This window comes from Alcanivorax jadensis T9 (assembly GCF_000756655.1).
Taxonomy (GTDB): Bacteria; Pseudomonadota; Gammaproteobacteria; order Pseudomonadales; family Alcanivoracaceae; genus Alcanivorax; species Alcanivorax jadensis.
Map to the genome: position 1 here is coordinate 55,815 of NZ_ARXU01000005.1, position 24,371 is coordinate 80,185.

Genomic DNA, 24,371 nt, shown 5'->3' on the forward strand with positions numbered 1-24,371 from the left:
TGGGACCTGTCGTTCGACTGCGATTTTGGCGGTGGGGGTAGCGGAAACCCGTCGCGGCGGAACCGCCGCTCCTACGGTGGGTGGGGCGTTTGGGGCGCACTTCGGGCGTTCCTCCGTTGCACTCCGGTCCTACAGAGGGAGGAAGAGTACTGCTACTCCTGGAATGGCACAGTCGCCCTCTGTGGGAGCGGTGGTTCCACCGCGATCTTGTCCGGCCCTGCACCTGCGATTTCGCCGCATTTCACGTATGATTGCCCCCTTGAGCATTTGGCTGACTAACAGGATGAGCCCCCAGTGAGTAACCCGATTCCTGCCTCGATTTTCCGAGCCTACGATATCCGCGGTATTTATCAGGAAACCCTGACGGATGAATGGGCCTATCAGATCGGCCGCAGTATTGGCTCTGAAACCCTGGCTCACGGGCAGAACCGCATTGCAGTGGCCCGGGATGGCCGGCTTTCCGGCCCGGCGCTGGTGAAGGCATTGAGCGATGGTATACGCGCCACCGGCTGCGATGTGGTGGATGTGGGCATGGTGCCGACTCCGGCACTGTACTTTGCCACTTACCACCTGGACGGCCTCAATTCCGGGGTAATGCTCACCGGCAGCCATAACCCGGGCAATTACAACGGTTTCAAAATTGTGGTGGATGGCACCACTCTGTCAGGGGATCGCATCCTGGCCCTGTATCGGCGCATTGTGGAAGACAACCTGGTCTCTGCGGACACCGGGGATTACCAGGAATGCGACGTGCTGGAAGCGTATCAGGCGGCATTTCTGAAGACTCACTCCCTGGCCCGCCCCATGAAGGTGGTCGTGGACTGCGGTAATGGCATCACCGGGGTTCAGGCGCCCCAGGTCTTGGCAGCGCTGGGCTGCGAGGTGTTGCCCCTGTTCACCGAGGTGGACGGGACTTTCCCAAACCATCATCCGGATCCGGGTGATCTCAAGAATATGCAAGACCTGATTGCCACAGTGAAGGGAGAAAAGGCCGACCTGGGCCTGGCGTTCGATGGCGATGGAGACCGGGTGGGCATAGTCACGCCGGAGGGGGAGGTGGTCTATCCTGATATTCTGCTCATGGCTCTGGCTGAGGACATGGTGAGCCGCAATCCGGGTGCCAAGGTGATCTTCGATGTGAAGTGCACCGGGACTCTGTTTGATGTGATCCGCCAGGCTGGCGGCGAGCCGGAAATGTGGCAGACCGGCCATTCCCTGATCAAGGCGCGCATGAAAGAAACCGGAGCGTTGTTGGCCGGGGAAATGAGCGGCCATATCTTCTTTGCTGAGGACTGGTACGGCTTTGATGATGCGCTGGTGGCAGCGGCGCGGATTCTCGGCATCATTAGCCGCTCCGACGGCGACGCCGATGCCCTGTTTGGTCGTTTTCCGTCCCTGTGCACCACGCCGGAAATCAATATCGAGGTGACCGAAGAGAACAAGTTCGCCATTGTGGATTACCTGCAGAACCAGGCGGATTTTGGCGAGGGTGAGCGCCGTGTGATTGACGGGATCCGCATGGACTATGCGGATGGCTGGGGCCTGTGCCGGGCGTCCAACACCTCACCCAAGCTGGTGCTGCGCTATGAAGCCGATAATGACGTTGCCCTGGATCGCATTCGCTCTCTGTTTGAGGCGAATGTGGAAAAAGCCATGGCGGCAGTGAAATAACAATCGTGTAGGCGCCAGCTTGCTGGCGAGGCCCTGGCGGCAATGCTCGCCGGGACTGACTGTCGAGAGAGACTATGAATATCAAGAATTTGGTGGTGTTGGTAACCGGGGGCACAGGGTCCTTTGGCAAGACCATGGTCAACAAGCTGCTGGCGGACGGTTGCAGGGAAATTCGCATCATCAGCCGTGATGAAGCCAAGCAGGAAGACATGCGCATTGCCTACAGCCGTGAGGAACTGAAGTTCTACATTGGCGACGTGCGCGATCGCGCCGCGGTGGACAAGGCTATGCGCGGGGTGGATCTGGTCTTTCACGCGGCGGCGCTGAAGCAGGTGCCTTCCTGCGAATTCTTCCCTATGGAAGCCGTAAAGACCAACATCATTGGCAGCCAGAACGTGATCGACAGTGCGGTGGCTGCCGGGGCGAAAAGCCTGGTGTGCCTGAGCACCGACAAGGCAGTAATGCCGGTGAATGCCATGGGGATGTCCAAGGCCATGATGGAGAAGGTGGCCCAGGCTTCCAGCCGTCAGCTGGGTGAGAAGGAAACCGTGATCTCCTGTGTGCGTTACGGCAATGTGATGTGTTCTCGCGGGTCGGTGATTCCGCTGTTTATCAAGCAGATTCAGGAAGGCAAACCGCTGACCATTACCGAACCGACCATGACCCGCTTCATGTTGTCCCTGCAGGATGCCATCGAGCTGGTGAACTTCGCGTTCGAAAATGCGCACCAGGGTGACATCTTTATTCGCAAGGCACCGGCCTGCACGGTGCACCAGTTGGCCCGGGCATTGCTGGATATTTTCGAGGCGGATAACGAGATCAAGGTGATCGGCTGGCGTCATGGCGAGAAGTTGTACGAGACCCTGGCCAGCGCCGAAGAACTGCTGCGCTCCGAAGACATGGGCGATTATTTCCGGGTGAGCTATGACAACCGGGATCTCAACTACGCCAAGTTCTTTACGGAAGGAGATGTGGAAGAGGCGAGCACGGAAGACTACCACTCCCACAATACCCATCAGCTTTCCAGTGATGAGTTGAAGACGCTGCTGCTTTCCCTGCCTGAAGTGCACGCGGCGCTGAAAGCGTAAAGGGACGGTGGCGGTGACTAAACCGGTTGTTCTGGTATTCAACCCCTTCTATTTTCCGGGATTCAAGGCGGGCGGGCCGGTCAGGACCATCGTTAACATGGTGGACCGGCTGGGCGACGACTTTGATTTCCGGGTGCTCACCCAAGACCGGGACCTGGGTGAAATCACGCCCTATGACAACGTGGACCTGGAAGACTGGATGACTGTGGGCAAGGCCCGTGTGCGTTATCTGGCTCCGGAGGCATTTACCCTGGCCAATATTGCCCGGGTGGTACGTGAGGTAAAACCGGACGCCATTTACCTGAACAGTTTTTTTGATCCGGTGTTTACCCAGAAAGTGCTCTGGGCACGGCTGTTCCGCCAGTTTCCCCAAACGCCTGTGATTCTGGCGCCACGGGGCGAGTTCTCCGAGGGAGCGCTGGGTCTGAAGAGTACCAAGAAGAAAATTTACCTGTGGGTGGTCCGCCTGATCGGGTTGTACCGCAACATTACCTGGCAGGCGTCCAGTGATCTGGAGGTGCAGGATATCCGCAAGGCGTTTCTCGGTAATCAGGCAGCACGGATTCAGGTGGCTCTGAACCTGGCGCCGGCAGCTCCCACGGCTGACGCCGCCTCCCATCATCGAGCGCCCGGCGAGCCATTGCGCGTGTGCTTCATCTCTCGCATTTCCCCCAAGAAGAATCTCGACTATGCCCTGCGAGTGCTCCGCTCCGTGACAGCACCGGTGGTGTTCACGGTCTATGGACCACGCTCGGAGCCGGAATACTGGCAGGCCTGCGAGGCCCTCATTGCCGAGCTGCCTTCACATGTTCAGGTGGTCTGGGGCGGCGAGCTCAATCCGGTGGATGTGAATGCCCATCTGGTCGGGCATGACCTGTTTTTCTTTCCCACCCGGGGCGAGAACTACGGCCATGTCATCTATGAAGCGTTGGCTGCCGGGCTGCCGGTGCTGCTCAGTGATCAGACCCCCTGGAATGACGTGCAAGCCAGAGGCGTGGGCTGGTCGTTGCCGCTGGCGAACCCGGCGGCGTTCGCTGAAACCATTGAGCTGGTTGCGTTATGGTCCGGGGGAAAGCGTGACCAGGTTTGCGCCGCTGCCCGTGACCACGCTCGTCAGGTGGCCAAGGATGATGCGGTGCTTGAGGACAATCGTCGGCTGTTCATGGAGGCCATCAGGGAAGCCTGAGGCGCTTGAACAGGTTGCAGTCAGCAGGCTGCCGGTGAACCGGTAGCGGCTGTGTCGAACAGAAAAGAGGTCGGTTATGAAAACGGTGATTACCGGGGCAGCAGGACTGCTGGGTTGGCATTTGCGTTGCCATCTCAGCGCGCTTGAGGCGTGGAAAGGCGGTGTCGTGGCCCTGGATCGTGAAGCTTTCAATGATGACACCCGTCTGCAGAAAGCGCTGGACGGTGCTGATGTAGTAGTGCACTGCGCGGGTATTAACCGGGCCGAGGAAAAGGAACAGGAAACGGGCAACATTGCCCTGGCGGAACGGCTGGCCAGTGCACTGGATGCCAGCGGCGCCACGCCGCACCTGGTCTATTCCAACAGCACCCACAAGGCTATGGATAATGCCTATGGTCGGGGCAAGGCGGGTGCAGATGCGGTTTTTCGCAGCTGGGCCGATCGAGCAGCGGCGCGTTATACCGAGCTGGTGTTACCCCATGTGTTCGGGGAATGCGGCCGACCGTTTTATAATTCTGCGGTCTTCACCTTCTGCCACCAGATTGTCCAGGGCGAGCCGCTGAGTATTAATGGCAGCGGCAAGCTGGAACTGCTGCATACCCAGGATATCTGTGCTCGCATTGTGGAGGCGGTGGCGAAAGGGGAAACCGGCGAGTTGCGTCTCAAGGGCCGCCCCATTCCGGTGGCGGAGGTGGCGGGAAAGCTGATTGCCATGTACGACAGCTACACCGGCAATGTGATTCCGGACCTGCGTGACCGTTTCGAGCTGCAGCTTTTCAATACTCTGCGCTCTTTCATGTATCCGGATGCCTATCCCACAGAACTGCCCCTGCATACTGATAACCGGGGCTCGCTGTTCGAGGCGGTGAAAACCGACAACGGCGGTCAGGCGTTCCTGTCCACCACCAAACCAGGGATTACCCGGGGCAATCATTTCCATTTTGCCAAGGTGGAACGTTTCCTGGTGATTCGCGGAGAGGCGGATATTCGCCTGCGTCGCCTGTTTGATGATGAAGTGAAGGAATTCCGGGTATCCGGCGACAAACCGGTGTACGTCGACATGCCGCCGCTGCATACCCATAGCATTACCAATGTGGGTGACGATGAGCTGATGACCCTGTTCTGGAGCCACGAGATTTTTGATCCCGAGGCACCGGATACCTATTTTCTGCCAGTGCTGCCGGACCAGGAGAACTGATTGATGAAAGTGATGACGGTACTGGGCACGCGCCCGGAGATTATTCGACTGTCCCGTGTGATGGCGGCGCTGGACCAGGTGGTGGACCACAAGCTGGTGCATACCGGGCAGAACTATGATTACGAGCTCAACGATGTGTTCTTTGACGAGCTGGGAGTACGCAAGCCGGATCATTTTCTCAATGTGGATACCTCGACCCTGGGCCGGAGCTTGGGTGAGATCCTGATCAAGACCGAAGAGGTGCTGCTTCAGGAAAAGCCTGACGCGGTGCTGGTGCTGGGTGATACCAACAGTGCCATCGCCACGGTGATGGCCAAGCGCATGAAGATCCCCACGTATCACATGGAAGCGGGGAATCGCAGCTTCGATGCCAATGTGCCGGAAGAGATCAACCGCAAGATGGTGGATCACTTGGCGGACTTCAATCTGGTTTACACCGAGCATGCCCGCCGGCATTTGCTCAGCGAAGGCCTGTCCCACCGCTATATTTACCTGACCGGTTCCCCCATGCGCGAGGTGCTGGAGCATTGCCTGCCCAGCATTGAGCAGTCCGATGTGCTGGAGCGTCTGGAGCTGGAAGCAGGCAAGTTCTTTATTGTCAGCGTTCACCGGGAAGAAAACGTGGACAGCAAGGATAACCTGCGCAAGGTGGTCGAGGCCCTTCAGGCGCTACATGACACCTTTGGTTATCCGGTGGTGGTGTCCACGCACCCGCGTACCCGCAACCGTCTGGAGAAGCTTGGGCTGGCCGAGGCCAGCGGGGATATCCGCTTCCTCAAGCCGTTCGGGTTCTTTGACTACAACCGCCTGCAGATGACGGCTTTCTGCGCGGTGAGTGACAGCGGCACCATCAGTGAGGAATCCTCAGTGCTGGATTTCCCGGCGGTGACGCTGCGTCGATCCATCGAACGGCCGGAAGCGCTGGATACCGGTGCCATCGCGCTCACGGGACTGGACAAGGAAAGCCTGGTGGAAGGAGTGAGAATTGCCACCGCCAGTCGTGATGTGTTTTCCGGCACGGAGCGTGAGATCCCCGAAGCCTACATGGTGCGCAATACCTCGGAGCGGGTGGTCCGCCTGATTACCGGCACCGCCAGACTGGCTAACCGCTGGCGCAATATGGACGAATTCAGTCGCTATGACTGGTAAGGCGTGTTGATGGGCAAGGGCAGGGCGGATATCGCCATTATCAACCGCAGTTTCTGGCCGATTTATCCGGTGATCGGTGAGGCGCTGTTGCGCTTTGCGGAAGGTGCCGCAAGACAGTGCCGGGTCTGTGTGATCATGCAGGATCATGCCGACATTTGTGCCAAGTTGAAGGAGCATGACCGCGGCCAGGGAGTAGAGTTTCATCCCGGCAAGGCCTGGTCCTCTTCAGGCAGCAGTATTCTCGCGCGGATTCTGGATGCGGTGTTCTTCATGGTGTGGGTGGGGCTGTGTTTGCTGAAAACCCGGCCTCGGCATGTGTATGTGTCTACGGACCCCCCGGTGCTGGTGCCCTTCATCGTCATGCTTTATGCGCGTTTGTTCGGGGCGTCCTATACCTATCACCTGCAGGATATTCACCCCGAGGCCACCAATGTGGTGATGCCGGTGAATCGGGTGTTGTTCCGTATTTTGCGCTGGATGGATGGCGCGGTTATGCGTCGGGCCGCGCAATTGCTAACGCTGACCGAGGAGATGAAAGCGGAAATTCAGTCCCGTTCGGGGACCCGGGCTCCGATTCATCTACTGAGTAATCCGGCGGTGTCTTTTGATGATGTGAACACCTCCCATACGAAAACGCCGGGCTTTTCCTTCTGCGGCAATGCGGGCCGGCTTCAGCGTATCCCGCTGGTGATCGCTTCGATCGAACAGTATTTGCAGGGAGGAGGGACCTTGCCTTTTACCTTTGCCGGCGGGGGAGTGTTCAGTCCTGATCTGGAGGGGTTAGCTGCGCGCTTCCCGGATCAGGTGACCTATCACGGTCTGGTGTCCCCGGCGGCGGCGGCCCAGTTGAATGCGGACTATCAGTGGGCCTTGCTGCCCATTGAAGATGAGGTGACCCGTTTTGCTTTTCCCAGCAAGACGTCGTCCTATGTGTTTTCCGGTGCCCTGATTCTCGCCGTTTGTGGCGAGGCCACCAGCGTGGCCCAGTGGGTGCAGGATTATCGGCTGGGTTGTGTGGTAGCGCCAGATGCGGCTGCGCTGGCTGAGTTCTTCCGCCGCGTGGAGAACGCGGAGGTAGATGCCGCCGGGTTTGATATGGACCGCACGGCGTTGAAAGCCGCGTTGGGTTTTAATGTTTTTGTGGAGCACCTGAACGAAAGGGTGCTGAGCCGGGTGGTGTCATGACATTGCGTGTGGCAATTACCGGTGCCAGCGGGTTTGTGGGCCAGGCCCTGGCTTCCCGCTTGATGGCAGAGGGATGCCAGGTCACCGGCGTTGTGCGGCGGGAGCTTGATGCACCGTTTGCGCAGTGTGTGGTGTCCGGACTGGATGACCCGTGCCTGGAGCCGCTGCTGGCGGAGTGCGATGTGTTGGTCCATGCCGCGGCTCGTGCCCACGTCATGGACGAGGACGCCGCAGATCCGCTGGCGGCCTACCGGGCAGTGAATGTGGATGGCTCCCTGGCGATTGCCCGCCGGGCGGCGGCGCAGGGTGTGCGTCGCTTTGTCTTTATCAGTTCCATCAAGGTGAACGGTGAAGCCACGCCGCTGGGCCAGCCATTCCGTCACGATGCGAAACCGGCCCCGGAAGATGCCTACGGGATCTCCAAGCTGGAGGCTGAGCAGGGGCTCACCCAACTGGCCTCCGATACGGGCATGGAATTGGTGATCATCCGTCCTCCTCTGGTCTATGGTCCCGGCGTGAAGGGCAATTTTGCCGGCATGCTCAAGGTGGTAAGCAAGGGCTTGCCGCTGCCTCTGGGGCGGGTGGATAACCGCCGTTCCCTGGTGGGTCTGGATAATCTGGTGGACTTGATCAGGGTGTGCCTGGATCATCCCGCCGCCACCGGGCAGGTCTTTCTGGTCAGTGATGGTGAGGACCTGTCCACGGCGGATCTGTTGCGCCGGGCCGGGCAGGCCCTGGACAAACCGGCCCGCCTGTTGCCGGTGCCCATCGGGTTGTTGCGCCTGGGGGCGACCCTGTTGGGCAAGAAGGCGGTGGCCGACCGGCTACTTGGGTCGTTGCAGGTGGCGCTGGTGCCGACCTGTGAAAGACTCGGCTGGCAGCCGCCCATTACCGTGGATGAGGGGCTGCAGCGTTGCTGTGCGCCCACGAAGAGAGGGGAGTAGCGTGGTGATCAGACTTCTGGATCTCGTGTTTTCGCTGGTCGGGCTGGTGCTGGGGTTTCCGGTGTTTCTGGTCCTGCTGGTGTTGGGGTATTTCGATACCGGTTCCCCGCTGTTTCGTCAGGAACGGGTGGGCCGTCATCAGAAGCCGTTTACCCTGGTGAAGTTCCGTACCATGCGCCCGGATACCGCATCGGTGGCCTCTCATCTGGCGGATGCGTCGGCCATTACCTCGTTGGGCCATTTCATGCGCAAGACCAAGCTGGATGAGTTGCCCCAGCTGTGGAATGTGCTCAAGGGCGAGATGAGTCTGGTGGGGCCCCGGCCCGGGCTGTTCAATCAGGAAGAGTTGACAGCGGAGCGAAGCCGCCTGAATGTCTATGCGGCCAGGCCGGGGATTACCGGGCTGGCCCAGGTGACTGGTATTGATATGTCCACCCCGAAATTGCTGGCCGAAACTGACCGGAAGATGCTGGATAGCCTGACGGTGGTGGCTTATTTCAAGTACATTGTCATGACCGTGACTGGGTCGGGCAGCGGTGACGCGGCCAAGAAATCCTAAGGCATCGTTCGGGGATTATGCAGGCTGGCAATGTGGCGGATGCGCTATAACCCCGGCAGGTTGGGTGGGTCGACGTCTTTGGCGGTGACCGGCTCAGGACAACACTGAAAACAGGACACTGATGTCGAGAAAGCTGCTTTATCCCTCTGCTCACAGGCTTGTCACTCTCTCTCGTTTTGCTAAACGTTGCATAATGATCGGGATGGACATCCTGGCCATGCCAGTGCTGGTATGGGGGGCCTATGCCCTGAGGTATAGCGACTTTGCACCGCCGATCAAGGATCCATGGATTCTGCTGGCGGCGCCTGCCATTACCATTCCAATTCTGTTTGTCTCCGGATTCTACAAGTCCGTTGTCCGTTATTTAGGGGCGGAAGTGGCCTGGTCGGTGCTCTATGCCATTGGTGCCAGCATGTTGGCCTTGGCAGCCACCTCCTACATGGCTCAGGCCATCGAGGTGCCGCGGTCGGTATTTGTGATTTGGGGCGCGTTGGCGCTGCTGTATCTGGCCGGCAGTCGTTTCCTGGTGCGCCGTTTCCTGCTAAGCGTGCTGGGCAGTGCCTATGATCGCCAGCCTGTGGCGATTTTCGGCGCCGGTGATGCCGGGGCCCAGCTGGTTGCCGGGCTGCGTTCCAGTGCGGAATTTTTCCCTGCGCTGGTGGTAGACGACTCTCCCAGCAAGCAGGGTGCACTGATTGCCGGGGTGCCGGTGGTGGACCGGGCGGGCCTGGAGAAGGCGGCGCGACGGGAGCGTGTCTCGGCGGTGTTGCTGGCGGTTCCTTCCGTGAGTCGGGCGCGCAAGATGGAAATTGTCCGCTGGCTGGAAACCCTCAACGTTCGAGTGCAGACCGTGCCCACCTTCAACGACATGGCCAGTGGCCGGGCGCGGCTGGAGGAGTTGCGGGATGTTGCCATAGAGGACCTGCTGGGTCGGGATCCAGTCCCGCCACAGCAGGATATTTTGCATCGTTGTATCAGTGGCAAACAGGTGCTGGTAACGGGTGCTGGCGGTTCCATCGGCAGTGAGCTGTGTCGCCAGATTATGGCGCTGGAGCCCACCCGGCTGGTGTTGTTCGAGCAGAGCGAATTCAGCCTCTACGCGATTGAGCGGGAGTTGAAGGATGCTGCAGAGACCGAAGAGCTCCCGGTCCAGGTGGTGGCGGAGCTGGGCTCGGTCGTCAATCGCGATCACATTGAGCGTCTTTGTCGTCACTATGGCATCGATACGGTGTATCACGCTGCTGCCTACAAGCATGTGCCCATTGTGGAAGAAAATCCGGTGGCAGGGGTCAGGAACAATATCCTGGGGACGCTGGCAACGGCCCAGGGGGCTGAGGCCGCCGGGGTGCAGCATTTTATTCTGGTCTCCACAGACAAGGCAGTTCGCCCCACTAATATCATGGGAGCGACCAAGCGCTTCGCCGAATTGGTGCTCCAAGGCATGGCGGAGAAAAGCGAAAAGACCATCTTCACCATGGTGCGATTCGGCAATGTGCTGGGCTCTTCCGGTTCCGTGGTGCCGCTGTTCCGTGAGCAGATCCTAAAGGGTGGGCCGGTGACGGTGACCCACCCGGATGTGATCCGCTATTTCATGACAATTCCCGAAGCCTCCCAGCTGGTGATCCAGGCCGGCGCCATGGGCAAAGGCGGTGAAGTGTTCGTGCTGGACATGGGAGAGCCGGTGCGAATTCTTGATCTGGCCACCACCATGATCCATCTGATGGGACTCACCGTGCAGGATGACGGCAATCCCGATGGGGATATTGCCATTGCCTTTACCGGACTGCGCCCCGGCGAAAAGCTCTATGAAGAGCTGCTGATTGGCGAGTGCAGTGTCCATACGGAACACGAGATGATCATGCAGGCGTCTGAGGAATCCCTGGATTGGGACGAACTCCAGCAGGCGCTGACCCGTTTCCGAGAGGCGTTGGATGCCTGGGACGGGGATCTGATTCAGGAGCTGCTGTGCCTGTATGTCTCGGGGTTCCAGCCAGGCACTAGTGGTGACAAGGCACCGGAAACTCTGCAGACCCGGGTGTTACCCGGTATGGAGAAGAGCTAGTTGCCATCAATAATGTTATTCCATGTTTTGCGTAATCGGCTTCTCTAGCGCGTCTTGCTACCTGGGTGCTGCTGTCTTCATGCAGATCAGTAGCGAATACGCGATAATGCTGGCCAGGCTTACATGAAGCTGTGGTTCGTCAATTTCACACCTGCAAAGAGAGGACGAGGGTTTTGAAACATATTCTTGTCACGGGCGGTGCCGGCTATATCGGTTCCCATACCACCTTGTTGCTCCTGGAAGCGGGCTATGAGGTGTTGGTCCTCGATAACTTCAGTAACAGCAGCCGCGAATCGCTGCGTCGTGTCGAGGCGCTCACCGGTCGCAGCGTCACGTTGATTGAAGGGGATATTCGCGATGCCGCTTTGCTGGATCGGTTATTTGCCGAGTATCCGGTGAACGCGGTGATCCACTTTGCCGGCCTGAAAGCGGTGGGCGAGTCAGTGGCGCAGCCGTTGCGGTATTACGACTGTAATGTGTCGGGCAGCCTTTGTTTGCTGGAGGCAATGGACCGCGCCGGGGTGAAGACTCTGGTGTTCAGTTCTTCGGCTACGGTGTACGGAGATCCGGCCTCGGTGCCGATCCGTGAGGATTTTCCCCTATCTGCGACCAACCCCTACGGTGCCACCAAGCTGCACATCGAGGATATGCTGCGTGATCTTCACCGGTCCGATGAGAGTTGGAACCTCGCTATCCTGCGCTATTTCAACCCGGTTGGTGCCCATGGCAGCGGGCGAATTGGCGAAGACCCCAGCGGCATGCCCAGCAACCTGATGCCCTTTATCGCCCAAGTGGCCGTAGGCAAGCGCGACAAACTCAGTATCTTCGGCGGTGATTATCCGACGCCAGACGGCACCGGGGTACGGGACTATATTCACGTGATGGATTTGGCAGAGGGGCACCTGAAAGCGCTGGAGCATCTGGCGGCTAAGGGGGGCTTGATGACCACCAATCTGGGTACGGGCCGGGGCTACAGCGTTTTGGAAATGGTGAAGGCATTCGCTTCGGTTTCCGGTCGTGAGGTGCACTATGAGGTGGTCGAGCGACGTCCCGGTGATGTGGCAAGTTGTTATGCTGACCCCTCACATGCCCTTCAATTAATAGGATGGCAAGCCCGTCGAGGCATTGAAGAGATGTGTGAAGATCATTGGCGCTGGCAGGAACAGAACCCTGAAGGTTATGTGTGATGGCCTCTTATTGTTGGCTGGGACCGTGTTGCGAGACCTTCAGTTGTTAAAAAACCGTCCTACATTTTTTGCCCGGGGGGCATCGGGAATTAATTTTTGGGGTGCAAAGTGATTATCAAGGGTCGCCTGTATCATAAGGTCAGTTTCGCCTATTTTTGCGTGCACTCCATAGTGCGGTTTTATAACGCTATTCCGTCCTTGTTTTACACGCCGGTTGTTAATGAGGTGTCATTTTTCTTTGTCGTCGGTTGTGGTCATAGTGGTACCACGTTGATGGCGGCAAAGCTGGGCAATCATCCGGATGTGATGGGGCTTGGACGCGAAACCGGGGTCATGCTCCCGGGGAAGTATTCCCTGTTCGGGATGAGTGCCGTGGCCAATGAATGGCAGTATTTTGCAGAGTCACTGGGCTGCCAGTGTGTCCTGGAAAAGACCCCCAAGCATATTCACAGCTATGACGCAGTTCAAAAAGTGGTGCCCAATAACCGTTTTGTGGTCATGTTAAGGAACCCCCTGGACAATATAGCTTCCCTGCACAAGCGGTTTAACGACCTTGATTACGCGGTCACCCGCTGGATGATGGACAACGAAGAGGCCTTGCGAATCAATGCGCACGAAAATGTCATGCTGGTCCGCTATGAGGAATTAACGCGCACACCTGCCGAGGTTCTGCGCGAGGTCTCCGGTTTTCTGGGTATTGAATACAGTGATGGCATGCTTGAGGGCAGAGGTTCTATCTATGACCACGTACGACAGCCAGAAAATATGAAGGTCAGGCAGGAGCAGGTGGCTCAGCCGATTAGGCCCAATGATGGAGGCTGGAAAAAGGTTTTCAGCCGGGAGGAGGCTCGAAAAATTTTGCAGCGATTGGGAACGCTTCCCGAACAGCTTGGCTATGAGTCGGAAGAATTGCTAGGAGTTTAATATCAAGAGGCTGCTTGCCTAGACCTGTTCTCTTTTTTGTTCGCTCACTAGCGTCGTTCTTTCTCTCCGGTTGCTAGGATTTTAAAAGTGATCTTTATTTCCAGCAGCCATAGTGCACCGAGCATCCACAGTGTTGTCCACTTCTGTGGCAGGTTGGTTTTATGGGTCGTTGCTGCATACCAGGCACGAGAAATTGGCGGGACAAGCGTTTTGATGATGTAAGACCTTTTCTGCTTTCCTGTGCCGCAAAGCAGTTGCCCTCCCTTTACCCGTTTCATCTTGCACGTCAGAGCGTCCCAGCTGTCCCTGGCAGGATGATTGACGTTTGCCTCAGGGATGTAGACCAGCGGAATGCCTGCTTTTTTGCTTCTCAAGCAGAAATCCATGTCACCCCCGGAATAACGTTTTTCATCAAAGTTGCCCACGCGATCAAAGGCCAATCTGGGAATTGACAGATTCGCTGTGACGGCAAATCCACGCTGTGTATAGCGATCCTGTGGCAGCCCCATGGCGATGTCGTAGACTTCTACGGGATTTAGTTTTCCAGGCAAGAATTTTTTAACGGTAACGCCGCCAGCAATCAGGGCAGGCGATGATTGGCGTTGGTAGGTACTCCAGATCCGTTCCAGCCATTGCGGATCAGGTTGGCAGTCTGCGTCTGTGAAGACCAGTAATTCGCCTTTGGCATGTTTAAGCGCCTTGTTCCTGGCGGCATAGGAGCCCGGCGTATCGCATTCAAGCAGAGTTATGAAGCTCGGCAGACTGTCCTCTGAAGGCACGACGTCAGAACCGTTATCGACGATAAAGCACTCCCAGTGGCTCTTGGATTGGGTCTGCTGGTCCAGTGCCTTGAAGAGCCCCTCTGTCAGTTCCCAATGCTGAAAGATTGGAATGATGACGGAGATTTTCGGAGTGGTTGCATCCATACAGGTTTTCTTGTCCAGCATGTGGGGCTGGTGAGACGGTTCAGTATTGAGTCGTCGGCAGCCAGGAGAAGTCAGGATAGTTTAGCAGGGGCGAAATTGGCCTTCACCTGTTCTTCAGGGATAAATCCTCCTCTCCTTTGAAGTCGGAGACGACCTAACATGGATTCAGGTGACAAGGCGGCTGGTGGCGAGGCACTTTGGTAAGGCCGCCTGCTGGGCTCGAACTAGGCGAATTCAATTGAATTTGCCAATGATTAACTGTTGACCGCAGGGCAACCAATCATTGAACAAAGAAAAAGCCCGGAATCTTGCGATGCCGAGCTTCTCTTGTTTGGCTCCGCCTGCTGGGCTCGAACTAGGCGGATTCAACTGAATTTGCCAATGATTAACTGTCGACCGCAGGGCGACCAATCATTGGGCAAAGAAAAAGGGCCTACCCGATGGGTAGGCCCTTTCTATTTGGCTCCGCCTGCTGGGCTCGAACCAGCGACCCAATGATTAACAGTCATTTGCTCTACCAACTGAGCTAAGGCGGAATGTCTTGAGGCGCGTATATTAGTGACGCCTTCCGGGGTCGTCAACACCCCGGAGGCGCGTTTGTTGCTTATTTAGCCAATGCTTGCTCAATGCGACGCATGGCTTCTTTCAGCGTGTCCATACCAACGGCGAAGGACAGGCGCATGCAGCCGGGCGCGCCGAAGGCAGAACCCGGTACCAGCGCCACTTCCGCGGTTTCCAGCAGCAGGGCGGCCAGGTCGGTGTCGGATTCCACGCCGTCCAGGTTGGCAATTGCTTCGGAGAAGTCAGGGAAGGCATAGAAGGTGCCGTCACCCTGGGCGCATTTCACGCCGGGCAGGGCATCCAGTGCCGCGGTCAGGTAGTCGTGGCGTTCTTTGAACGCTTTGACCATCTCGTCCACGCAACCCTGGTCGCCGGCCAGCGCGGCTTCTGCCGCGGCCTGGCTGATGGAGGCCGGGTTGGAAGTGGACTGGGACTGGACCTTCTTCATGGCAGCGATCAGCTTCTGCGGGCCGCCGGCATAGCCGATGCGCCAGCCGGTCATGGAGTAGGCCTTGGAGACGCCGTTCATTACCACGGTGCGGTCGTACAGCTCCGGGCAGGCGTTGACGATGTTCACGAACGGCTTGCCGGTCCACAGGATGTGCTCGTACATGTCATCGGTGGCGATGATGATGTCCGGGTGCTTTTTCAGCACTTCACCCAGGGCCGCCAGCTCTTCCACGGAATACGCCATGCCGGAGGGGTTGGATGGGCTGTTGATCACGAACAGGCGGGTTTTCGGCGTGATCGCCGCTTCCAGCTGTTCCGGGGTGATCTTGAAGCGGCTGTTCACGTCGGTTTCGAGGACCTTGGGAACGCCGCCGGCAACCAGCACCATATCCGGGTAGCTGACCCAGTAGGGGGCGGGGATGATGGCTTCGTCGCCGTCGTTCAGCAGGGCCAGGGCCATGTTGAAGAAGGACTGCTTGCCGCCGCTGGATACCAGGATCTGGTTGGGCTCGTAGTCCAGGCTGTTGTCGCGCTTGAACTTGTCGATGATGGCCTTTTTCAGGCCGGGAGTGCCGTCTACCGGGGTATATTTGGTCTTGCCGGCGTTGATCGCTTCAATGGCGGCTTGTTTGATATGATCCGGGGTATCGAAATCCGGCTCACCAGCACCCAGCCCAATAATGTCTTTTCCCTGTGCACGAAGTTCACCGGCTTTCGCGGTGATGGCCAGGGTAGGAGACGGCTTGATGCGTTGTACGCGGTCGGAAAGGCTGATATCGGACATGCACTCCTCATTCGTCTAAAGAGTCGTATTGGCTGCGCTTTTGGCGCAGAAAGGGCCCGGAATTTTAGCGGATATGGACGGGAATGTCCCGTATTTCCTTGTGAGGCAGCAGGGGTGGGGCGCTCAACCAAAGCGCGCCTTGCTGGGCACGAGCTCTCTAACGAGCCGCTGTAGGAGTTCCCTTCCAGGGGACGAATCCGAGCTTTAGCGAGGAAAGGTCGGGTCAATACTGCCCCAACACTCTGCCATCATCCGCCACCTTCGCCCTATGGGTGTTTCGCGCTGCGCGCGGTTCGTCCCTCGAGAGGAATTATTCGCTACGCTCACCCTTGGGGCCGCACGGAACTACGTGCGTTACTCCGCTACGCTCCGTTCCTACAAGGTCTCGGCACCGATTCGTTCAGCAAGCTGAATCTCCCACGGGGAAATCCGGTGTTTCTGGCGTTGTTATTCCACCGCGCATTCACGCCGGCTCTGCTACACTATTTGCCGATTTTAAAACCATGATTTTGCTGCCTTCCTGGCTCGGGAGGGTAGTCACCAGGATATCTCCATGTCCGAAAGCCTTTTCAAGCTTCATTCCGATTACCAGCCCGCCGGTGACCAGCCAAAGGCCATCGCCCAGTTGATCGAAGGGATCGACGATGGCCTGGGCCACCAGACCCTGCTGGGGGTAACCGGGTCCGGCAAGACCTTCACCATGGCCAACGTGATCGAGCAGACCGGGCGGCCCACCATCATCATGGCGCCCAACAAGACGCTGGCGGCCCAGTTGTACGGGGAGTTCAAGGAGTTCTTCCCGGAGAACGCCGTGGAGTACTTCGTTTCCTACTACGACTACTACCAGCCGGAAGCCTATGTGCCGAGCTCCGACACCTTCATCGAGAAAGATGCCTCGGTGAATGAGCAGATCGAGCAGATGCGCCTGTCTGCCACCAAGGCCATTTTGGAGCGGCCGGACACCATCATCGTGGCCACGGTGTCCGCCATTTACGGCCTGGGTGACCCGGCCAGCTACCACGCCATGGTGTTGCACCTGGTGCGTGGTGATCGTATCGACCAACGCGAGCTGCTGCGCCGACTGGCGGAGCTGCAGTACACCCGCAACGAGATGGATTTCCGCCGTGCCACCTACCGGGTGCGGGGTGATGTGATCGATATTTTTCCGGCGGAAGAGGAAAAAGAGGCGGTTCGCATCGAGCTGTTCGATGACGAGGTGGAAACCATCAGCATCTTCGATCCGCTCACCGGCGAGGTGCTCAAGCGGGTAGGGCGTATCACCGTTTACCCCAAGAGCCATTACGTGACGCCCCGGGCGACCGTGCTGAAGGCCATCGAGATGATCAAGGAAGAGCTCACTGAACGGCTGGCGGAGCTCAAGGAACAGAACAAGCTGGTGGAAGCCCAGCGGCTGGAGCAGCGCACTCGCTTCGACATCGAGATGCTGCAGGAGTTGGGTTACTGCAACGGGGTGGAGAACTATTCCCGGCTGTTCTCCGGCCGGGCGCCGGGGGATGCGCCGCCCACCCTGTTCGATTACCTGCCGGAAAATGCCCTGCTGATCGCGGATGAGTCCCACGTGACCATTCCCCAGCTGGGTGCCATGTACAAGGGCGACCGTTCGCGCAAGGAAACCCTGGTGAGCTTCGGGTTCCGGTTGCCTTCGGCCATGGATAACCGCCCCCTCAAATTTGAAGAATGGGAGCGGTTGGCGCCGCAGATGGTGTTCGTGTCGGCCACGCCGGGCCCCTACGAGGCGAAATACGCGGGCCAGGTGGTGGAGCAGGTGGTGCGGCCCACCGGGCTGGTGGACCCGCAGATCGAAATCCGCCCGGCGATTACCCAGGTGGACGACTTGCTGGGCGAGGCCAAGGAGGCCATCGCCAAGGAACAGCGGGTGCTGGTTACCACGCTCACCAAGCGTATGGCCGAGGATCTGACCGAGTACCTGAACGAGCACGGCATCAAGGTGCGTTATCTGCACTCGGACATCGATACGGTGGAGCGGGTAGAGATTATCCGCGACCTGCGGCTGGGCAAATTCGACGTGCTGGTTGGCATCAACCTGCTGCGCGAGGGCCTGGATATGCCCGAGGTGGCACTGGTGGCCATTCTCGATGCGGATAAGGAGGGCTTCCTGCGCTCGGATCGCTCGCTTATTCAGACCATTGGCCGGGCGGCGCGAAACGTGGATGGCCGCGCCATTCTCTATGCCGACAAGATGACCGGTTCCATGGAACGGGCCATCGACGAGACCAATCGACGCCGCGAGAAGCAGGAAGCCTTCAATAAGGAGCACGGCATCACGCCGCAGAAGCTCAACAAGAAGGTTCGCGACATCATGGACGACAGCGGCGGCAGCCGTTTCGACCGCAAATACAAGGGTGACAAGGGCAAGAAGGTGGCCGAGTCACCGTCCAAATACGAAGCCATGTCCCCGGCGGAAGTGGCCCGCGAGATCAAGGCCCTGGAAAACAAGATGATGGAGCACGCCAAGAACCTGGAGTTCGAAGACGCGGCGGCCACACGGGACCGGATTCACCAGCTCCGCGAGCTGGGCTTTATGCGCTAACGTTTCTACAAGGCCGCTGTAGGAGCGCCGCTTGAGGCGCGAATCCGAGCCTAGGCGAGGAAAGATGGGGCTGGCGATTAGGTATATTCCTGATCGCCCTGCGGCCGATTTCCTTGCTACGCAAGGTTCGCACCTCAAGCGGTGCTCCTACGCGGTTTCGTTGTTGCCTTGCGGTGCCAATTCCTCCACCCAGATCAGCGTCCCCGCGATCACCGCCACCGGCATGATGAACAGGTTCACCAGCGGCAGCATGGTCAGGCCCATGACTACGGCGCCGAAGGTGAGTACCAGCCAGCGTTTGGTTTTCAGGCGCTCCAGCATCACCTCGAAGGGCACCTGGCGGTTATCGGCGCCGAAGTCGATGTACTGCATGGCCAGCAGCCAGCCGGACCACAGAAACCAGATTGCCGAGGCGAACACGTTCACTACCGGGATGAAGTAGACCACCAGCACCACAAACAGAATCAACACTGCCCGCCACAGCCAGTACCAGGTCTTGCGCAGTTCGCGCTTGAAAGTACGCAGGATCATGGCCGGGATGGATTCGTCCGGCATGGGGTGGCCGGTGGCCTGGATGTCTACCTTTTCCGCCAGAAAGCCCATGAAGGGAGCGGCGATCAACTGCACGCCGATGGAGAAGACGCTGGCAAACAGCGCCAGCAGCAGGACCCAGACCAGCAGAATGGCGGCGTCGACCAGGAAGTGCAGGGCCCCGTTGAGGAAGCTCAATGAGCCGGTTAGTGCCCAATCGGCCGTGGCCGCAGCGATCCAGCCGGCGATCCAGCTGCCGCTGAGCCAGTACAGGCCGCCGAAGACCAGGATGTTGAAGATCAGAGGAATGATCACATAGGTCCGCAGCTCCCGGCTTTTTGCCAGGGTGACACTGCGTTTGAGGTAGCTGATGGCATCGGCAACTTGAGACACGGCAAATCCTTGGCTGTGAGAAAGCAGCTACAAGCTACAAGCAGACAGCAAAAAGGGAAAGCCCCCCGTTGGCAAGCCCACCCCGCCCCTTGACCGTTGGAGCCTTGCTCGCAAGGCGAAGGGTTCCGAATCAAGGCGTCCGCCTAGTCAGCAAGGCTCCAACGGTGGCTTGGTGGAAAGGGCTGGCAGCCTGTGTGACTTGATGCGGGCTTTTGCAGTTGTTTTCAATTCGCGCTCGCCCCTGTAGGAGCCCATGCTTGCATGGCGAATCGCCCGCCGATGGGAATATTGCCGTGCACTCTGGCGCCCGGAGGGGCCCGGCATTCTTGGCCATATTGTAAACAGGGCGTTGCGGCTGATGAATTCAGCTCGGGTTGCCGCTAGACTTACCCACTTTAATGCCCACGGTGCACCGAAATCGCTTCAGGGGGCGGCGAAAATCCTTGTTTTCGCCCAATTTTTGGCCTGTTGGCCCGAGTTAAGCAGACACTATGCGACTGAAATCCATAAAACTGGCCGGGTTCAAATCCTTTGTGGACCCTACCACCACCAATTTCCCGGAGAATCTCACCGCCGTGGTGGGGCCCAACGGGTGTGGGAAGTCCAATATCATTGATGCGGTCCGCTGGGTGATGGGGGAGTCTTCCGCCAAACACCTGCGTGGTGAGTCCATGGCGGACGTGATCTTCAATGGCTCCAATGCCCGCAAGCCCGTGGCTCAGGCCTCCATTGAGCTGATCTTTGATAACTCCGATGCCACTGTCACTGGCGAATACGGCAAGTTCAACGAGATCTCGGTAAAGCGCCAGGTCACCCGCGACGGCCAGTCCAACTATTTCCTCAACGGCACCAAGTGCCGGCGCAAGGACATTTCCGACATCTTCCTGGGCACCGGCCTGGGCCCGCGCAGCTACGCGATTATCGAGCAGGGGATGATTTCCCGGCTGATCGAGGCGAAGCCGGAAGAGCTGCGGGTTTACATCGAAGAAGCGGCGGGGATTTCCAAGTACAAGGCGCGCCGCCGCGAGACCGAAAACCGCATCCGCCGCACCCGGGAAAACCTGGAGCGACTCACTGATATCCGTGACGAACTGGAACGTCAGCTGGAGCGCCTCAGTCGTCAGGCCAGCGCGGCGGAAAAGTACAAGCAGTACAAGGAAGAGGAGCGCCTCAAGGGTGCACAGCTCAAGGCCCTGCGCTGGAAGGGGCTGGATGGCCAAGTCAAGCAGCTCGATCACGTGATCGGCGAGCTGGATGTGTCCATGGAAGCCAAGATCGCCGAGCAACGCCATGTGGATGCGGAGGTAGAGCGCCTGCGCGACAAACACCACGAGGTGCAGGAACACTTCAACCAGGTGCAGCAGCACTTCTATGCCCTGGGCGCGGAAGTGGCCCGGCTGGAACAGAGCATCCAACACCAGCGTGAGCGCAAGCAGCAGCTTTATGAAGAGCTGGACCAGATCAAGGCGAGCTGGCAGGAATCCGATGAACACCTGCGGGTAGACAGCGAGAAAGTGGCGGAACTGGATGCCATTCTGGCCGAGCGTGAGCCGGAGCTGGAGCTGATCAGCGAGCAGCAGGAAGCGTCCGCCGAGGCGTTGGCCCTGGCCGAAGAGACCATGCAGAACTGGCAGCAGGAGTGGGAGGAATTCAACGGTCAGTCCGGGGAATCCCGCCGCCAGGCCGAGGTCGAGCAGTCCCGCATTCAGCATCTGGAAAAATCCCAGGATCGCCTGAAAGAGCGGATTGAGCGCCTCAAGAAAGAACAGGAATCCCTGGATTCCGGCCCGCTGGCCCAGGAAATGCGCCAGCTGGAAGAACAGGTGGAGCAGTATCGCGGCCAGTCGGAAGAAAACGAACTGCGCAGCGAATCCCTGCAGGAAGACATCAACCGCATGCGCCGGGAAAACGGCGAACGGGGCCGTCAGCTGGACGAGGCCCGCGAGAAGCTGCAGACCCTGAAGGGCCGTCGCACCTCTCTGGAAGCCTTGCAGAAAGCCGCCATGGGCGATGACGGGGCGGTGAGTGACTGGCTCAACCGTCACGAGCTGGATGCAGAGCCGCGCCTGGCCGATCAGGTACAGGTCGATGAAGGCTGGGAAAAGGCCCTGGAAGCAGTGCTGGGTGACAGCATCCAGGCGGTGGCGATCAGCGGCCTGGATCAGGTCAGCGACTGGCTGGGCGATTTGTCCCATGGCCGCCTGGCCCTGTTCAGCCCGGCCTCGGTGAAGGGCTCAGGTAGCAAGGGCAAACTGCTCCGAGATCATGTTCAGGGCCAGGTGCCGGAAGGTCTGCTGGCCGGCGTTTATGTGGCGGATGATCTGAATGCGGCCCTGGCCCTGCGTGGCCAACTGGACGCCTACGAATCAGTGGTCACCCGTGACGGTATCTGTCTGGGCCCGGACTGGCTGAAAGTGGCCAAAGAGGAAGATCAGGAAGCCGGTATTCTCGAGCGCCGTCGGGAGCTGGAGCAACTGGAGGGCGAGATCGAGACCCTTCAGGCCACCGTGGACGACCTGAAAGAACAACTGGACAGCACTCGGGAACAGATCGGCGAACTGGAAGAAGAGCGCGAAGACGTGCAGCGCCAGGCCAGCCGCATCAACCGGGAGCTGGGTGAGATCAATGCCCAGGTCAGCGCCCGCCAGGTGCGCCTGGAGCAGATCACCATGCGCCGTGAGCGTCTGGGCCGTGAATTGGAAGAAGCCAATGAGCAGCACGCCCAGGAACAGGAACAGATGAAAGAGGCTCGGGGTGTGCTGGCAGAAGCGCTGGACGCCATGGAGGCCGACAGCGGCCAGCGGGAAGCCTTGCTGTCCCGCCGCGATGAGCTGCGCCTGCGTCTGGATGAGGCGCGCCAGAAAGCCCGCCATGCCCGTGACCAGTCCCATCATCTGGCCATGGAAGTGCAGGGTGCCCGCACCCAGGCGGATTCCCTGCGCCAGAACCTGAGCCGTCTGGAATCCCAGGTGCAGGCCCTGGCCGAGCGCAAGGCGCTGCTGGAAGAGCAGACCAACGAGGGCGACGAGCCGGGCACCGAGCTGCAGATGCAGCTGGAAGAAAAACTGGAAGTGCGCCTGGAAGCAGAACACAAGCTCACCGAGGCCCGCCGTGAACTGGACGCGGTGGACCACGAGATGCGCAACCTGGAAGGCCAGCGCGGTCAGTTCGAGCGCCAGGCCCAGGAAATCCGCAGCACCATGGATCAGAAGCGGATGCAGTGGCAGGACCTGACCACCCGCCGTCAGACCGTGGCCGAGCAGCTGGGTGAGCACAACTTCGATCTGGACACTGTGCTGGAAAACCTGCCCGAGGAAGCCAACGAGCAGGAGTGGGCGCGGGAAATGGACATGATCGGCCAGCGTATTTCACGGCTGGGCCAGATCAACCTGGCGGCCATCGACGAATACCAACAGCAGTCCGAGCGCAAGAACTACCTGGACAGCCAGAACGCGGACCTGGAAGACGCGCTCAACACCCTGGAAAACGCCATCCGCAAGATCGACCGGGAAACCCGGGCGCGCTTCAAGGAATACTTCGACCGCATCAACCGTGGCCTGCAGGAACTGTTTCCCAAGGTGTTCGGCGGCGGTCATGCCTATCTGGAGCTTACCGGCGACGACCTGCTGGATACCGGTGTGACGATCATGGCGCGGCCCCCGGGCAAGCGGAACAGCACCATTCACCTGTTGTCAGGGGGGGAGAAGGCTCTGACCGCTCTGTCCCTGGTATTCAGTATCTTCCAGCTCAACCCGGCGCCGTTCTGTCTGCTCGATGAGGTAGATGCGCCGCTGGACGATGCGAACGTGGGGCGTTTCTGTAACCTGGTGTCGGAAATGTCCGCAAAAGTACAATTCATCTACATTACTCATAACAAGATTGCGATGGAGATGGCTGCTACCCTGATGGGGGTCACCATGCATGAGCCTGGTGTGTCCCGTCTGGTATCGGTCGATGTGGAAGAAGCTGCCGAAATGGCGGCTATGTAAGGCAATCCGGTGCTGTCCGTAATGGTGGCACTTCAGCGCAAGCAAGGAAGATGAGGCAATGGGCCTGAATCTGGAAACATTGATTGGCATTCTGGTTATTCTGATCCTGCTGATCCTGGCGGACGGTGTCCGTCGCATGATCAAGGAACGGCAGGGTCGGCTGCGTATGCGTATCGACCCGCGTTACCGGGATGCTCAGGAAGACGAACCCGAGAAAAGCGATTACAACCCGGAGTTGATCGGTACCGCCCGTGTGGTACGTCGGGCCATGGAAATGGACTCGCAGGAGCGGGCTGACGCGCCGCCCACCATGATGGAGCCGGACGAAGCCGTTACCGAGGAGATCCCCACTGCCGAACAGCAGAACCTGTTCGACGGTGACAGGGAGCCCGAGCCGGTGGACGAGCCCACAGCATACCGGGAACCGCCGAAACAACCGGAACCGCCCCGCGAGCCGCCGAAACCGGTAGTGGAGCAACGGGCTGCCGAGAAGAAACCGGCTGAGCGACAGCCGGAAAGAAAGACGGAACGCCACCGTGAACCCCAGCCGGTGCTGGAAGTGATCGTGGTGCACCTGATCGCCCAGCGTGGAGCGCCCTTTGCCGGTAACCATCTGCTGCGATTGCTGCTGGAATCCGGCCTACGTTACGGGCAGATGAACATCTTCCATCGGCATGTGGCTCTGGATGGGCGCGATGAGCTGCAGTTTTCCATGGCCAATGCGGTAGAGCCGGGCACCTTCGACCTAGACACCATGGAAGAAAAGACCTTTGCCGGTGTGACCTTCTTCCTGAAACTGCCGGGTGCCACGGACGCTCTGGGTGCGCTGGACAAGATGCTGTCCATCTGCCGCCGCCTGGCCAGTGAGCTGGATGGTGACCTGAAAGACGAACAGCACAGCGTGCTGACCCCGCAGACCATGGAGCATTTACGCCAGCGGGTGCAGGAATTCGAACGTCGTCAGCGAGTGCCTAGTGCGTAAAAAGCAGCGACTAGCTTCGAGCTGCTAGCT

17 protein-coding genes and 1 tRNA gene are annotated in these 24,371 nt (G+C 58.9%); 14 read left to right on the forward strand and 4 right to left on the reverse strand.

Features of this window, described 5'->3' with window-relative positions; all coding sequences use genetic code 11:
* The first annotated feature begins 294 nt into the window (after positions 1–294).
* The 11 genes from T9A_RS08400 to T9A_RS08450 all read left to right on the forward strand — a co-directional run bounded on the left by T9A_RS08400 (position 295) and on the right by T9A_RS08450 (position 13,153).
* A complete protein-coding gene (locus T9A_RS08400) occupies positions 295–1,671 on the forward strand; it encodes a phosphomannomutase/phosphoglucomutase (RefSeq protein ID WP_035247014.1) in 1,377 nt (458 codons plus the stop codon).
* A 74-nt stretch (positions 1,672–1,745) separates the two neighbouring features.
* On the forward strand, positions 1,746–2,759 hold the full coding sequence (locus T9A_RS08405; protein WP_035247016.1) for an SDR family NAD(P)-dependent oxidoreductase: 1,014 nt from the start codon (positions 1,746–1,748) through the stop codon (positions 2,757–2,759).
* Positions 2,760–2,772: 13 nt separating this feature from the next.
* Entirely contained in the window at positions 2,773–3,945 is a 1,173-nt protein-coding gene (locus T9A_RS08410; RefSeq protein ID WP_156964873.1) for a glycosyltransferase family 4 protein, read from the forward strand.
* Positions 3,946–4,021: 76 nt separating this feature from the next.
* Positions 4,022–5,143 carry a polysaccharide biosynthesis C-terminal domain-containing protein gene (locus T9A_RS08415; RefSeq protein WP_035247022.1) on the forward strand — a complete coding sequence of 374 codons (1,122 nt, stop codon included), beginning with the start codon at positions 4,022–4,024 and terminating at the stop codon, positions 5,141–5,143.
* A gap of 3 nt (positions 5,144–5,146) precedes the next feature.
* The gene (gene wecB / locus T9A_RS08420; protein ID WP_198030646.1) at positions 5,147–6,292 is read left to right on the forward strand and encodes a non-hydrolyzing UDP-N-acetylglucosamine 2-epimerase; all 1,146 of its coding nucleotides are present in this window, start codon (positions 5,147–5,149) and stop codon (positions 6,290–6,292) included.
* A 9-nt stretch (positions 6,293–6,301) separates the two neighbouring features.
* Positions 6,302–7,477 (forward strand): glycosyltransferase, encoded by a 1,176-nt coding sequence (locus tag T9A_RS08425; RefSeq protein ID WP_035247028.1) that lies wholly within the window; start codon positions 6,302–6,304, stop codon positions 7,475–7,477.
* Positions 7,474–8,421, forward strand: a complete 948-nt coding sequence (locus tag T9A_RS08430) for a UDP-glucose 4-epimerase family protein (protein ID WP_035247030.1) — start codon at positions 7,474–7,476, stop codon at positions 8,419–8,421. Before T9A_RS08425 ends, T9A_RS08430 begins: the two co-directional genes overlap by 4 nt.
* A 1-nt stretch (position 8,422) precedes the next feature.
* On the forward strand, positions 8,423–8,980 hold the full coding sequence (locus T9A_RS08435) for a sugar transferase (RefSeq protein WP_332248863.1): 558 nt from the start codon (positions 8,423–8,425) through the stop codon (positions 8,978–8,980).
* 217 nt (positions 8,981–9,197) lie between these two features.
* A complete protein-coding gene (locus T9A_RS08440; protein WP_232222047.1) occupies positions 9,198–11,042 on the forward strand; it encodes a polysaccharide biosynthesis protein in 1,845 nt (614 codons plus the stop codon).
* Positions 11,043–11,215: 173 nt separating this feature from the next.
* The gene (gene galE, locus T9A_RS08445) at positions 11,216–12,229 is read left to right on the forward strand and encodes a UDP-glucose 4-epimerase GalE (RefSeq protein WP_035247035.1); all 1,014 of its coding nucleotides are present in this window, start codon (positions 11,216–11,218) and stop codon (positions 12,227–12,229) included.
* A gap of 108 nt (positions 12,230–12,337) precedes the next feature.
* On the forward strand, positions 12,338–13,153 hold the full coding sequence (locus tag T9A_RS08450; protein ID WP_156964874.1) for a sulfotransferase family protein: 816 nt from the start codon (positions 12,338–12,340) through the stop codon (positions 13,151–13,153).
* Between the two features lie 47 nt (positions 13,154–13,200).
* On the opposite strand, the gene T9A_RS08455 is transcribed toward T9A_RS08450, so the two are convergent.
* From T9A_RS08455 to T9A_RS08465, 3 genes are all read right to left on the reverse strand, one after another.
* On the reverse strand, positions 13,201–14,100 hold the full coding sequence (locus T9A_RS08455) for a glycosyltransferase family 2 protein (RefSeq protein ID WP_084573444.1): 900 nt from the start codon (positions 14,098–14,100) through the stop codon (positions 13,201–13,203).
* Between the two features lie 439 nt (positions 14,101–14,539).
* Positions 14,540–14,615: transfer RNA gene (locus tag T9A_RS08460), tRNA-Asn, on the reverse strand.
* 68 nt (positions 14,616–14,683) lie between these two features.
* Positions 14,684–15,874, reverse strand: coding sequence for a pyridoxal phosphate-dependent aminotransferase (locus tag T9A_RS08465; protein ID WP_035247044.1), 1,191 nt, complete (start codon positions 15,872–15,874; stop codon positions 14,684–14,686).
* Between the two features lie 553 nt (positions 15,875–16,427).
* On the opposite strand from T9A_RS08465, the gene uvrB reads away from it, so the two are divergent.
* The gene (uvrB, locus tag T9A_RS08470) at positions 16,428–18,446 is read left to right on the forward strand and encodes an excinuclease ABC subunit UvrB (protein WP_035247047.1); all 2,019 of its coding nucleotides are present in this window, start codon (positions 16,428–16,430) and stop codon (positions 18,444–18,446) included.
* A 147-nt stretch (positions 18,447–18,593) separates the two neighbouring features.
* Here the strand turns inward: uvrB and cysZ are convergent, their stop codons facing one another.
* A complete protein-coding gene (gene cysZ / locus T9A_RS08475) occupies positions 18,594–19,370 on the reverse strand; it encodes a sulfate transporter CysZ (protein ID WP_035247050.1) in 777 nt (258 codons plus the stop codon).
* 491 nt (positions 19,371–19,861) lie between these two features.
* On the opposite strand from cysZ, the gene smc reads away from it, so the two are divergent.
* A complete protein-coding gene (gene smc, locus T9A_RS08480; protein ID WP_035247053.1) occupies positions 19,862–23,359 on the forward strand; it encodes a chromosome segregation protein SMC in 3,498 nt (1,165 codons plus the stop codon).
* Positions 23,360–23,417: 58 nt separating this feature from the next.
* Positions 23,418–24,341, forward strand: coding sequence for a cell division protein ZipA (gene zipA / locus T9A_RS08485; RefSeq protein ID WP_035247055.1), 924 nt, complete (start codon positions 23,418–23,420; stop codon positions 24,339–24,341).
* Positions 24,342–24,371: the final 30 nt, after the last annotated feature.